10 protein-coding genes are annotated in these 11,907 nt (G+C 60.0%); 7 read left to right on the top strand and 3 right to left on the bottom strand.

What is annotated here, in order from left to right:
* Nucleotides 1–421 precede the first annotated feature (421 nt).
* From imuA to PQR53_RS33105, 3 genes are read left to right on the top strand one after another with little or no spacing between them, the layout of a single operon-like run.
* Entirely contained in the window at nucleotides 422–1,261 is an 840-nt protein-coding gene (gene imuA, locus PQR53_RS33115) for a translesion DNA synthesis-associated protein ImuA (protein WP_408463812.1), read from the top strand.
* The gene (locus PQR53_RS33110) at nucleotides 1,161–2,984 is read left to right on the top strand and encodes a Y-family DNA polymerase (protein WP_408463824.1); all 1,824 of its coding nucleotides are present in this window, start codon (nucleotides 1,161–1,163) and stop codon (nucleotides 2,982–2,984) included. Before imuA ends, PQR53_RS33110 begins: the two co-directional genes overlap by 101 nt.
* 5 nt (nucleotides 2,985–2,989) lie before the next feature.
* Nucleotides 2,990–6,724, top strand: a complete 3,735-nt coding sequence (locus PQR53_RS33105) for an error-prone DNA polymerase (RefSeq protein WP_408463809.1) — start codon at nucleotides 2,990–2,992, stop codon at nucleotides 6,722–6,724.
* 104 nt (nucleotides 6,725–6,828) lie between these two features.
* On the opposite strand, the gene PQR53_RS33100 is transcribed toward PQR53_RS33105, so the two are convergent.
* Both PQR53_RS33100 and PQR53_RS33095 read right to left on the bottom strand, forming a co-directional pair.
* Nucleotides 6,829–7,749 carry a dTDP-4-dehydrorhamnose reductase family protein gene (locus tag PQR53_RS33100; protein ID WP_408463806.1) on the bottom strand — a complete coding sequence of 307 codons (921 nt, stop codon included), beginning with the start codon at nucleotides 7,747–7,749 and terminating at the stop codon, nucleotides 6,829–6,831.
* A 10-nt stretch (nucleotides 7,750–7,759) separates the two neighbouring features.
* Nucleotides 7,760–7,978, bottom strand: coding sequence for a heavy-metal-associated domain-containing protein (locus PQR53_RS33095; protein ID WP_408463803.1), 219 nt, complete (start codon nucleotides 7,976–7,978; stop codon nucleotides 7,760–7,762).
* Nucleotides 7,979–8,101: 123 nt separating this feature from the next.
* Between PQR53_RS33095 and cueR the strand changes: the two genes are divergently transcribed.
* The 4 genes from cueR to PQR53_RS33075 all read left to right on the top strand — a co-directional run bounded on the left by cueR (nucleotide 8,102) and on the right by PQR53_RS33075 (nucleotide 10,857).
* Nucleotides 8,102–8,524, top strand: a complete 423-nt coding sequence (cueR, locus tag PQR53_RS33090) for a Cu(I)-responsive transcriptional regulator (protein WP_120293352.1) — start codon at nucleotides 8,102–8,104, stop codon at nucleotides 8,522–8,524.
* A gap of 295 nt (nucleotides 8,525–8,819) precedes the next feature.
* Nucleotides 8,820–8,966 carry a DUF3563 family protein gene (locus PQR53_RS33085; protein WP_074284875.1) on the top strand — a complete coding sequence of 49 codons (147 nt, stop codon included), beginning with the start codon at nucleotides 8,820–8,822 and terminating at the stop codon, nucleotides 8,964–8,966.
* A gap of 228 nt (nucleotides 8,967–9,194) precedes the next feature.
* Nucleotides 9,195–9,548, top strand: a complete 354-nt coding sequence (locus tag PQR53_RS33080; protein WP_408463801.1) for a hypothetical protein — start codon at nucleotides 9,195–9,197, stop codon at nucleotides 9,546–9,548.
* A 259-nt stretch (nucleotides 9,549–9,807) separates the two neighbouring features.
* On the top strand, nucleotides 9,808–10,857 hold the full coding sequence (locus tag PQR53_RS33075; RefSeq protein ID WP_408463798.1) for an ABC transporter substrate-binding protein: 1,050 nt from the start codon (nucleotides 9,808–9,810) through the stop codon (nucleotides 10,855–10,857).
* A 118-nt stretch (nucleotides 10,858–10,975) separates the two neighbouring features.
* Here PQR53_RS33075 and PQR53_RS33070 read toward each other — a convergent pair whose 3' ends face one another.
* Complete coding sequence (locus tag PQR53_RS33070; RefSeq protein ID WP_408337264.1) at nucleotides 10,976–11,821, bottom strand: 23S rRNA (adenine(2030)-N(6))-methyltransferase RlmJ; 846 nt, start codon at nucleotides 11,819–11,821, stop codon at nucleotides 10,976–10,978.
* Nucleotides 11,822–11,907: the final 86 nt, after the last annotated feature.

Here is an 11,907-nt window from a genome sequence, read left to right as displayed (position 1 = left end):
GGCCCATCGAATGGCCAGATCAGGAAACATCGCGAGACATCGCGAGAGACATGGCCCGATGCGCTCCCACTTCCTCCGGCATCGCTTCTCCCTGATCCGCAGCGCGTTCGTGTAACCCGTCAGCTTGCCCATATCCACGACATACGTGCACGGGTTCTACACTCCCATCCCTCGCAGAACACGCTAATTCTGGTTTCGTTCGCATAGCAGCAACCCCAAGGGGACAGCTCTCTCGCAGGCGAAAAACCAGCAACAAGGCAGCTTCAATAACTCCCTTCAGAGTCTTCTTGAGCGTTTCGCTGCATCGCTTTGTCTTAACATCCTCCTCAAAATACTGTATAAATATACAGTGAAAATGGTCGCCCCTATCTTTGTCCGAGGCCGGGCAGGGCGGAGCGTTCCTTATTGAACGAGCGTGACTATGGCAGCAGCGATTCACCTGATGACAACAACGCTGTCGTCACAATTGAGGCGTCAGGTGTGGCAGGGCAATGAGCTTGCCGAGGCGGACTCGCGGGCGATTTCCAGCGGCTATGCCGCGCTGGATCAACTGCTGCCGGGGCAGGGTTGGTCGACCGGCGGCCTGACGGAGTTATTGATTGAGCACGAAGGAGTTGGCGAACTGCGCCTGCTGGCCCACGCGCTTCGGCATCTTACGGCACACGCTGCACGAAACGTCATGCTCGTAGCGCCCCCTTATCAGCCTTGTGCTTCGGCACTGAGGGCTTGGGGTATCGATGTCGAGCGCGTCTTATGGATACGCTCGGGTGAAGACCAGGCGCTGTGGGCTGCCACTCAGGCATTGAAGCAGGATGGCGTCGGAGCAGTGCTGGTATGGCTGTCGAATGCGCGCGCCGATAAGGTTCGGCGCCTCCAGGTGGCGGCTCAGGAGTCGGCGTCGTTGGCATTTTTAATCCGCCCTGTCGAGGCAGCCACGCAATCTTCGCCGGCGCCATTACGAATGATCTGCGAGCCGCTCTTACCGGCCAATGCGCAGACGATCAATCGTCGTCAATGGTTGCAGGAGATCGGCATCTCGATCGACATTTTCAAGCGCCGCGGGCCGCCGCTAGTTGAGCCTCTACGTCTCATTTTGCCGTTACAAAGCGTCTTGTTGCCGGAAAACCGAGTCGGCAGCAATCAAGGACGAGAGATCAAACATGCTGTGGATCGCAGTCACATTGCCACTCTTATCGCTGGAAGCAGTGAAACCACTGGAGCCGCTTCCGGATGGTTCGCCCGCGAAGCCGAATCGGTGTGAGCCGGGCGACAAGGCAAGCCAACCTTCAGGTGCCGAAAACGTCACGGAGGTGCGCTGCTATGCGCTGGCCGATCACGCGCACATCTTGATGCCGGATTCCGATGCATTGCGTGCTGGAGTGCATGCGGGTCATCCGCGCTCGTACGCATTGGCTTTGGCTCCTGGTCTCAAGATGCTTGCCGCGGATACAGGCCGCGAAACCCAGGCGTTCGAAGCGATGGCGCTCGCTTTGCTGACGTACACACCGAAGGTGTCGCTCGCGCACGCGCACACCTTGTTGCTGGAAGTCGGCTCTGGTTTGCGGATGTTTGGTGGCTTGCGCAAGTTGCTGGCACGGGTATCCGCGACGGTGGCTGAATTCGGCTATACGGCGCGCATCGCGTGCGCTCCAACAGCTTGGGGCGCGTGGCTTTTGGCGCAGGCGCATGCTGCCCGGCAGGGGCACCGTTGGCATGTGATAAAGGAAACGTTGCTTGTGCGCGTCCTCGACCGCGTATCGGTGTCGTTGCTGCCGGTTGCGCAGGCGCATCGGGATGCGTTTACACATATTGGTTGCTCGACGCTGGCCGATTTGCGTCGGTTGCCAAGGTCGGGTGTCGTACGGCGGTTTGGCAGCGGCATTCTGGATTTGCTGGCGCAAGCATATGGCACGCGTCCAGATCCGCGCGAATCGTTTTGTGCGCCGGCATCGTTTCATGCGCAGCTGGAATTGCCGTCACGGGTCGATAACGCTGACGCACTGCTATTCGCCGCACGTCGGCTGATTGCGCAACTGGCGGGCTGGTTGAGCGCGCATCATGCCGCGCTCAGTGGTTACACGTTATTGCTCGAACACGAATTGGCATCCCGTCACGCGCCGAAGACGTCGAGCTTGAAGGTCGCATGGGCTATACCGTCGCGCGATGCCGAGCATCTGATCTGGCTGTTGCGTGAGAAATTGAATCAGACGGTTCTGGTGGCGCCCGTGATCGAGTTGAAGCTGGTTGCGGATGAGATTGGCGAGTATGCAGGGCGGTCGGACACTTTGTTTCCAATGCCCGAATCAGATGGCGATTCGATCGCACGGCTGCTCGAACGTTTGAGCGCGCGGTTGGGGCCGGAGAACGTGTTACAGATGTCGGTGCAGGACGATCATCGGCCTGAGCGGGCAATGCGCGTCGAGGCCTACCAGGCGCAAGCGTTTTCGCGCAAGAGGCGTTCGTCTGCGAAAGCCAGGAAAAAAATCAAAGCGGATAAAACCTGGCTGACCGATGAGTTGCAGCTTGCTGCATTGGAAAGTGTGCGCGCAGACGACGATACGGCGACACAGACGACACAGACGACACAGGCAGAACAGGCAGAACAGGCGGAGAGCGCAGCAAACACAGCAGACATATTCCAACAGCCTGACAAAACGAGTGGTGCTAAAAGCAGCCGCATATTCGCCAGGCAACCTGTCGATGCCCAAGCTTCACTCGATCTGCCCGACAGTGCATTGCCATCGCAGCCTCGCCCCGTCTGGATGCTCGACAAACCGCTGCGCCTGATGATGCGCGACCAGCGGCCGATCTATCGTCGGCCGCTGAAAATGCTCACGCGTACCGAACGGATCGAGGCCGGGTGGTGGGACGGTAATCTTGTCGAGCGGGATTACTACGTCGCGGCAGACGATCGTGGACATATGTTCTGGGTGTTCCGTGAACGTCTTAATGGTGAGTGGTATTTGCAGGGTTTGTTTGGCTGAGCATCATGGCAAATTCTCAGCCCTCGTTCACATTGGAGCAGACGCTTGCAGCCCAACTGCCGCCCTATGCGGAACTGCATTGCCTGACTAATTTCTCGTTTCTACGCGGCGCTTCGCATCCGCATGAACTCGTCGAGCAGGCGATGTCGCGCGGCTATAGCGCGCTCGCGATCACCGATGAATGCTCACTGGCAGGCGTCGTGCGTGCGCACACGAGGGTGAGAGAAATCAAACAGGAGCGGGAGCGCCAACAGAAGGAGCGCGAAGACAAGGCGAAAGCCGCGCAAGCAGGAACGTCTTTAGAGGAAGCAGCAATGCCGGCGGCCGCAGCGTCAGCGGGTTCGCAACAGGAATCCCCACAACAGGAATCCCCACAACAGGAATCCCCACAACAGGAATCCCCACAACAGGAATCCCCACAACAGGAATCCCCACAACAAGAACCCACCCAACAAGAACCCACCCAACAAGAACCCACCCAACAAGAACCCACCCAACAAGAACCCACCGACCAGGAAGCACTAAAACCCATCCCTCACCTAATCATCGGCAGCGAACTCAACCTGACGAACGATGCAGGTGAACCCTTCTGCACACTGGTTGCACTCGCAATCAACCGCAATGGCTACGGCAATCTTTCCGAACTGATCACGCTCGCCCGCTCGCGTGCCGACAAGGGCAGCTATCGCCTCAGCCCATCTGATTTCACTGATGCGTTGCCGCATCTCGAACATCTCAAAACCTTGCCCGATTGCGTCCTGATTCTTGTGCCGCAACGTACGGCGACGCTCTCACACACGTTGCGCTGCGCGCATTGGCTCGCCTCATTGGCTCCGCAACGCTCATGGATCGCACTAGAGCTCTGGCAAACCGGCAGCGACGATCTTCAGATTGACGCGTTGCGGATGATTTCAAATGCGAGCGGTTTGCCTCTGGTGGCGGCAGGTGGTGTCCTGATGCATGCGCGATCGCGCAAGCCACTGCAGGACACCCTGACCGCGATCGGCCTCGTCACTCCGCTATCGGCGTGTGGTCACGCGCTCGAGGCCAATGCCGAGCGGCATATGCGCACTCGCGTGCGGCTCGGCAAACTGTACCCTCACGCCACGCTCGAAGAAACGCTGCGTATTGCAGCCCTATGCCGCTTCTCGCTCGACGAACTCAAGTACGAGTATCCCGAAGAACTGGTGCCCAGCGGCGAAACGCCGTCGAGTTATCTGCGCAAGCTGGTCATGGCCGGCGCAATCGAGCGTTGGCCCGACGGCATGGATCTGAAACGAATTGGTCAGATCGAGAAAGAGCTGTTGCTGATCGCCGAATTGAAATACGAAAAGTACTTTCTGACGGTGCACGATATCGTGCGCTTCGCGCGCTCCAGAAACATTCTGTGCCAAGGTCGCGGTTCGGCGGCAAATTCGATTGTGTGTTACTGCCTGCATGTGACGGAAATCGATCCGGTCAACATGAATATGCTGATCGAACGGTTCATCTCGCGTGCACGCAACGAACCGCCTGATATCGACGTCGATTTCGAGCATCAGCGCCGCGAAGAGGTGATTCAATATATCTACGGTAAATACGGCCGTCATCGGGCGGCGTTGACGGCATCGCTGATTACGTATCACGCGCGCAGTGCACTGAAGGATGTCGGTAAGGCATTGGGACTCGAAGCGTCGCTGATCGAACGGATCAGTAAATCGCAGCAGTGGTGGGACGGCACGGAAGCGGTCGCCAAATATCTGGCTGAAGCGGGTTTCGATGCCAGATCCCATATCACGCGCAATCTGATTCGCCTCACCCAGGAGTTGCGCAACTTTCCGCGTCATCTGTCGCAACACGTCGGCGGCTTTGTGATCGCGAAAGACAAGCTGTCGCGACTCGTGCCGATCGAAAACGCGACGATGAAAGACCGCAGCGTGATCGAATGGGATAAGGACGATATCGACGCGCTCAAGCTATTGAAAGTCGACGTGCTGGCGCTCGGCATGTTATCGGCGATTCGGCGCGCGCTGGAATTCGTCGCATTGCGGCGCGGCTTTCCGAAATTCAGGGTGCAGGATATTCCTCGCGAGGATCGAGCCGTCTACGAAATGTGCGGCCATGCCGACACGATCGGCGTATTCCAGATCGAATCGCGTGCGCAGCAAAGCATGTTGCCGCGGCTGAAGCCCAACAAGTACTACGATCTCGTGATCGAAGTCGCGATCGTGCGACCCGGGCCGATTCAGGGCGGCATGGTGCATCCGTATTTGCGCCGTAAGCAGGGTCTCGAGGCAGTGGACTACGCAAAGGATGAATTGCGGCCGGTGCTCGAACGTACGCTCGGCGTGCCGATTTTTCAGGAACAGGTGATGCACCTCGCGATGGTTGCCGCGCTCTACACCGGTGAGCAAGCCGACCAGTTACGACGAGCAATGGCTGCATGGCGACGCAGCGGCAATCTGGCGAAGTATCAGAAGGATCTGACCGACCGCATGTCGGCGCGTGGTTATGAGCCCGATTTTATCGCCCGCATCTGCAAACAGATCGAAGGCTTCGGCGAGTATGGCTTTCCGGAGAGTCACGCGGCCAGCTTCGCCTTGCTCGTCTATCTCAGCGCGTGGTTGAAACGTTATGAGCCGGCCGCTTTTCTGGCGGGTTTGCTCAACAGTCAGCCGTTGGGATTTTATTCGCCGTCGCAACTGGTGCAGGACGCGAAGCGTCACGGCGTCCCTGTATTGCCGCCCGACGTAACCTTGAGCGATTGGGAATCCACCTTCGAGCGACGCGGTCAGGAAGGGCAACGGATTTCATCGAGTGAGACCTGTTTGCATCGTCAGCAGGGCGTATTATCCGCGCAGCAATTACGCGACCTGTCACTGCGGCGCTTCACGGTGGCCCGGACGATCCGGCGCGCGGCAAAACGGCTGACCGCACGCGTCTTCCAGGCGTCGAATACCTATGGTGCACGCGGTCCGGCGGTGCGCATCGGCATGCACTTGATCAAAGGTTTTTCACAGGTGGCTGCCGAACGCATCATGGCGGCTCGCAGCGACGCGCAGTTTACCGACGTCGACGATCTGGCGCGCCGCGCGGCATTGACTCGGCGTGATCTCGAAGCGCTTGCCGCGGCGAACGCGCTGGTCAGCATCGCAGGCCATCGGCGCGAAGCGTGGTGGGCGGTGACCGCGCAGCACACGGTGCCCAAGCTGCTGCGCGATGCGCCGATCGACGAAGCGCGGTTGGCATTGCCGCAGGCAGCCGAAAGTCACGAGATCGTCGACGATTACGCGAGCCTCGGCCTCACGCTCAATCGTCATCCGCTCGCATTCTTGCGCGAGCGTCTTGTCAAACAACGTTTTCGCACGGCAGCCGAACTCGCCGCGTGTCAGCACGGCACGCTGGCGCGCGCTTGCGGCATCGTCACCGTGCGGCAGCGGCCGGGCACGGCAAACGGCACGGTGTTCGTTTCCATCGAAGACGAGACTGGCTCGATCAATGTGATCGTCTGGCCATCGCTGGTGGAAAAGCAGCGCAAGGTGCTACTGGGTGCATCGTTGCTCGCGGTGTATGGCGTCTTGCAGCGTGACGACGGCGTTTCTACCGGTGGTCACGGCGCCGGCAACGTGGTGAACGCCAATCAGGCGGCCAACGTGAAAAAGAAACAGAAGGGCGAGGTCGTTCATCTCGTTGCGCATCGACTCGAGGACCACAGTGAATGGCTCGGCGATCTGGCTACGGCCAGCCGCGATTTTCATTGATGCCGATCTGCAGCCGCCAGGCTTGCAGGCCCGATGCCAGGCAGCCTGTCGACGAGCCGTGGAACGTGGGCGCCACCTGTCGCGGTTAAGCCCGCAGCCGGGCGCTACGCCGGCATTTCACCTCGCCACGGAAACCCCGCCAGTACTTGCCGGATCGCCACGTCGAACGGCGTGCGGCGGCCGATGCCGAGCGCCTCGAGCCGGTCCGACGCCAGGTGGCAGTTATGCGGACGCGGCGTGGCGTCAGTGGGCAGGTGCTGTGGCGTCAGTTGCGCATTGAGTTGCAACGCTTCTGCAAGTCGCATGGCGATTTCATACTTATTCATTGGCTCGCCGCCCGACCATTGCACGATGCCGTGGATCGTTTCACCATTCGCATGCCGTTCGAGCATCTGCCGGATCACGAACGCGACGTCCGGCGTAAAGGTGGGATAGCGAATCGCCCATGCATCCATGACCGCCGCGTTGCCATCGCGCGAAGCCGATGCGGCAATCGCCGGCACGAGACTCGTCACCGCCGATTCTGCCCAATCAACGATCGGCCCATACAGCAGTGGCAAACGCAGCACGCAGCCGAGATCGGTGGAAGCCGTCAGCGCGTGCTCGCCTTCGAGTTTGCTGCGCCCATAGGCATTGAGCGGCGCGGGCGCGCAATCGTGCTGATAGGGCGGGTGAGTGCCGTCGAACACATAGTCGGTTGAGATCGAGAGCGTCCATGCGCCGCGACGCCTTGCGGCTGCAGCCAGTGTGCGTACCGCCTCGACGTTTAACGCCCGGGCGAGCGCCGGGTCGTGCTCGCATACATCCGGCCGACGTTCCGCTGCAGCAATCACGAGCGCGTCCGGCGCTTCGCGCTCGACAAATTGCTCGACCGCCCGCGCGTCGCGAATATCCAGCGCAACGGTGTTCGGTCCCGGCCGGCTGAACGCCGTAGCGACAATTTGCCAGCCTGCCTGTCGCGCCAGTTCGTCGACGAGAACCCGGCCGAGCAGTCCGGAAGCACCAATGACAGCAACTTTGAACATACAGGCCAGCCTAGCGGGCCGAGCCGTTGGTCACGGCCGTAACCGTGTAGCCGGCCTCGTCGATAGCGGTCTTCAGCGTGTCAGCGGATTGTGCCGATTCGACCGCCACACGGCCGGATGCCAGATCGACGTGTACCTGCGCGGCCCCATCGTGTTCACGAATCGCATTCGTGACCGCAGCCACGCAATGCTGGCAGCTCATGCCTTCTACCTGGAATTCGATCGTCATGGGAATTGCCTTAAAAAAGTAAATGCTGCGATGGTTGAATTATGCCTGCCGATGCGCATTTGAGTAGCTGACCTTCCCACCATGGGAAGGTGTACGATCGACGCGCACACTGGGGAAACAGTCATGAATATCGGTGAAGCGGCCCGCGCGTCGGGCGTCACGGCGAAGATGATTCGCTACTACGAAAGCGTGGACCTGCTGGCGGCAAAGGCGCGCACGAGCGCCGGCTATCGCGTATACGGGCCGCAGGAGGTTCATTCGCTGCGTTTCATCCGGCAGGCGCGCCGGCTAGGTTTTCTGGTCGAAGACATCCGCCGGTTGCTGGCGCTGTGGCACGACCGCTCGCGCGCCAGCGCCGAAGTGAAGGCGATTGCGCTGGAGCACGTCGCGGAACTTGATCGCCGCATTGCCGAACTGACCGACATGCGCGACACATTGGCGCACCTGGCGGATCATTGCCACGGTGACGAGCGCCCCGATTGCCCGATTATCGAACGGCTCGCGGATACCGATCTGGTGTCGGGGAAGGGTTGTCATCCGATTTGAGTCGGTTGGGTGCAACCCTGATCGGAGATTTGGGGCAGCCGGGCAGTCAAAAGCACTGTGATGGTGCAAAATAATTTGGGGCAATATCAGGCGTCTCGAAAAAATCATCTTGAATTGAGCTAAATCAATGACTTAAGTGCACCGTAAGCGTGCACCATTCCAAAACGGAATGCACGTCATGCGGGCATTTCACTGGCAAGGTTGCACCATAGGGCTATAATCCGGGTTAACCCTTTTACGGGAAATCCCTGATGCAAAACTCACCGGGGATTCAATCTGATCCTTGGAGAACATCATGTTTGCATACGTACTTGAAAAGCTGAGCACCTGGTTTGAAACCGCAGAACGCAGCCGTCGTGAAGCCTATCTGGCATCATCGTCGGATATCGTTCAGCTCGAACAACGCATTCGCTCGCTCGAAACCAACGGCTACTCGCTGTAAGTTTCAATCGCATTGAGTTTGACCCGGCAGCGCTAGTGCGGCCATCGCGGTAAAGTGTTGAGCCCCGTATAGACGGGGCTTTGTCACATCTGGGCCGCGAAAAATTGCGCGCAAGCGGCGCGCCGACGCTACTCATGGCCAATAACGACTAGCCTGACAGTTACCGGCGCGGTAAGGTAAAGCGTTTTCTGCGCAATCCGGCATTTTCAAACCTAACCGGTCCGCCCAATGCTTCCTGTCCGCTTGCTCAAAACCGTGGTGGTCATGGCCGTCGCGGCCTCGCTGACAACGGTTTTCGCCGTACCCGCGACTTTCGCCGCGTCCAGCAATAACGCCCGCAAGCCCGTGATACTCGATTCGCAGGGCGGGATAAGCGACGGTCAGAGCGGCACCGTGCTGCAGACCGCGCCGCTTTCGCGACAGCCGATCGTAGAGGCGCAACCCATCGCGACGCCTACCGAGTTGGCGCCCAATTCGTCGATGCCGGTTGTTGTCGCGCCTTACATCCCGGTGCCTGTCGGCGGTGGCACGCCTTATCCACAACCACGGCCACAACCTCGTCCGGCGCCGCGCGCGCAATAAGCGTCTTTTCACGCGCTACCTCCCGGTCGTTTCTTTTCCGTCTGTTGAGCCTCGAGCGGCGGCTCCGCTGTCGTGCCGCCGCATGTGCACGCAAGCCTGCGGCTAATAAGCGAGACTCTGTGCGGCATTCGGGTTTCGGCGCATGGCGTGCAAGAAACCGTCCGACGACAATCGTTGCGCGCTCTCTCGCCCGCGATGTGGGCCATGCACGATGCGTTGCACCATCGCATCGAATGAAAACAGAACAAGGAGACATTCAATGCCTACTCACTGGATGCGGCGTGCCGCCGGTATTTGCGCGACATTGATCGCGCTGATCGTGACCACGGCACCGCCCGGTGTCGCGTTCGCCAAGGACACACCGGAGAAACCCACGCTGACGATGGCCGTCGGCGGTTTGCCGGGCCTCTACTATTTGCCGGTACTCGCCGCGCAGCAGTTGGGCTACTTCAAGGACGAAGGGCTCGACGTTACGCTAGAAGATTTTGCGGGCGGGTCGAAGGCGCTGGAAGCGGTCGTGGGGGGCAGCGCCGACGTGGGAGCTGGCGCATTCGAGCACACGCTGTTCATGCAGGCAAAGGGGCAACGCTACCGTGCGTTCGCGCTGATGGGCCGCGCGCCACAGATCGTCGTCGCTGTGTTGAAGTCGAAGGCGGATCAAATCAAGACATTGGCGGACTTCAAGGGGGCGAAAGTCGGCGTGAGCGCGCCGGGTTCGTCGACGGATCTGGTGCTCACCGTGGCTTTGCGCAAGGCCGGCGTGCAACGCAACGAGATTTCGGCGATCGGCGTGGGCAGCGGGGCCACGGTACTCGCCGCGGTGAGCGGCGGTCAGCTCGACGCGTTGTCGAATGTCGATCCGATGATGACCAAACTGACGCGCAGTGGCGCGATCAAAGTGCTGGTCGATACACGTACCGTGAAGGGCACGCAGGAGATATTCGGCGGCACGATGCCGGCGGCGACGCTCTATGCATCGGAGACTTTCATCCAGAAGTATCCGAAGACGACGCAGGCGCTCGCCAATGCGATCGTGCGCGCGGACCGCTGGTTGCAGACCGCGAGCGATGCCGACTTGCTGAAGATGGTGCCGCCGGCTTATTTGCTCAACGATTCGGCACTCTATGTGGAGTCGTTCCACAACGTGCGCGACGCGTATTCACCAGATGGCTTGATGCCCGCGGATGGTCCGGCCACCTCATTGCGTGCCTTGTCGTCGTTCGATAATCGGCTCGATCCGAAAAAAATCGATCTGAACGCGACTTATACCAACGACTTCGCTCGTAAGGCAGCAGAGCAACTCAAGTGACGCTCCCGTGCGCAAACTAGCAGAGCGGATTGAGTGCCATGAGATGGTTCCGCGCAAACCGCGATCGTGCCGTGCCTGGCCGCCACGCTACAAGTTCGCGCGGAGCCCGCAGCGACGCTCAATCGCCGCGATATTCGACCTTGAACTGCGCGGCCTTGTCCTCGCCGAGCGCCTGGACCAGCCAGGGCATCTGGTCTTTCAGCGTTTTCGCCAGCGTATAAGGCGGGTTCAGGATGAACATGCCGCTGCCGAACAAGCCGAAGCCGTCGGTCGGCGGATTGCTGACGGTCAGGCTCACATGCAGCCAGTTGCGCTCCTGCAGCTTTTTCAACTGATCGGGGAAGCGCTGCGATTCGAGGCGTCTTACCTGCGGATACCAGACCGCGTAGGTGCCGGTCGGAAAGCGCTTCAGGCTTTCTTCGACGCAGCGCAGCGTGCGCGTGTAGTCGCGCTTGTCTTCATACGACGGATCGAGCAGCACCAGCGCGCGGCGTGGCGCCGGAGGCAACAACGCCAGGATGCCGTCGAAGCCGTCGCCCGCATAAAGCATCGCGCGGCGGCCTGCGTCGCGGAAGTTATGGCGTAGCACGTCGATTTCAGTGGTGTGCAGTTCGAACAGGCGCATGCGGTCCTGCTCGCGCATCTGCCGCCACGCGATATACGGCGAACCCGGGTAGAAGCGCAACTGGCCGTCCGGATTCAGCGCACTCACTTCGTCGACGTAATCCGCGAAGATCGGTGGCAGGTCGTTACGCTCCCATAGCTTGGCGATGCCGGTCTGGAACTCGCCCGTTTTGGTCGCGTAGCCTTCCTTCAGCGAATAGACGCCGGCGCCCGCGTGCGTGTCGATATACCAGTAGGCTTTGTCCTTCTGGCCGAGGTAGCGCAGTAGCTGCAACACGACGGCGTGTTTCAGAACGTCGGCGTGATTGCCTGCATGAAAGGCGTGGCGATAGCTGAGCATGATGAGGAGACGCTGAAAGAGGGCGTGGCCGGTCCAGGGCGGATTCGGCGATGCGAGTGCAATGCGGCAGCACAACTGAAGTGCGG

Source organism: Paraburkholderia fungorum (assembly GCF_046027605.1).
In the GTDB taxonomy this organism is placed as follows: domain Bacteria; phylum Pseudomonadota; class Gammaproteobacteria; order Burkholderiales; family Burkholderiaceae; genus Paraburkholderia; species Paraburkholderia fungorum_F.
Note: the sequence above shows the minus strand (reverse complement) of the source record. Positions and strands in the feature narration are given on the sequence as shown.

Coding starts and splice junctions, on each gene's coding strand:
- PQR53_RS33085 (WP_074284875.1), top strand. CDS start 8,820: ATGTTTGCATACGTACTTGAAAAGCTGAGCACCTGGTTTGAAACCGCA.
- PQR53_RS33075 (WP_408463798.1), top strand. CDS start 9,808: ATGCCTACTCACTGGATGCGGCGTGCCGCCGGTATTTGCGCGACATTG.
- PQR53_RS33100 (WP_408463806.1), bottom strand. CDS start 7,749: ATGTTCAAAGTTGCTGTCATTGGTGCTTCCGGACTGCTCGGCCGGGTT.
- PQR53_RS33080 (WP_408463801.1), top strand. CDS start 9,195: ATGCTTCCTGTCCGCTTGCTCAAAACCGTGGTGGTCATGGCCGTCGCG.
- PQR53_RS33070 (WP_408337264.1), bottom strand. CDS start 11,821: ATGCTCAGCTATCGCCACGCCTTTCATGCAGGCAATCACGCCGACGTT.
- imuA (WP_408463812.1), top strand. CDS start 422: ATGGCAGCAGCGATTCACCTGATGACAACAACGCTGTCGTCACAATTG.
- PQR53_RS33095 (WP_408463803.1), bottom strand. CDS start 7,978: ATGACGATCGAATTCCAGGTAGAAGGCATGAGCTGCCAGCATTGCGTG.
- PQR53_RS33105 (WP_408463809.1), top strand. CDS start 2,990: ATGGCAAATTCTCAGCCCTCGTTCACATTGGAGCAGACGCTTGCAGCC.
- PQR53_RS33110 (WP_408463824.1), top strand. CDS start 1,161: ATGCTGTGGATCGCAGTCACATTGCCACTCTTATCGCTGGAAGCAGTG.
- cueR (WP_120293352.1), top strand. CDS start 8,102: ATGAATATCGGTGAAGCGGCCCGCGCGTCGGGCGTCACGGCGAAGATG.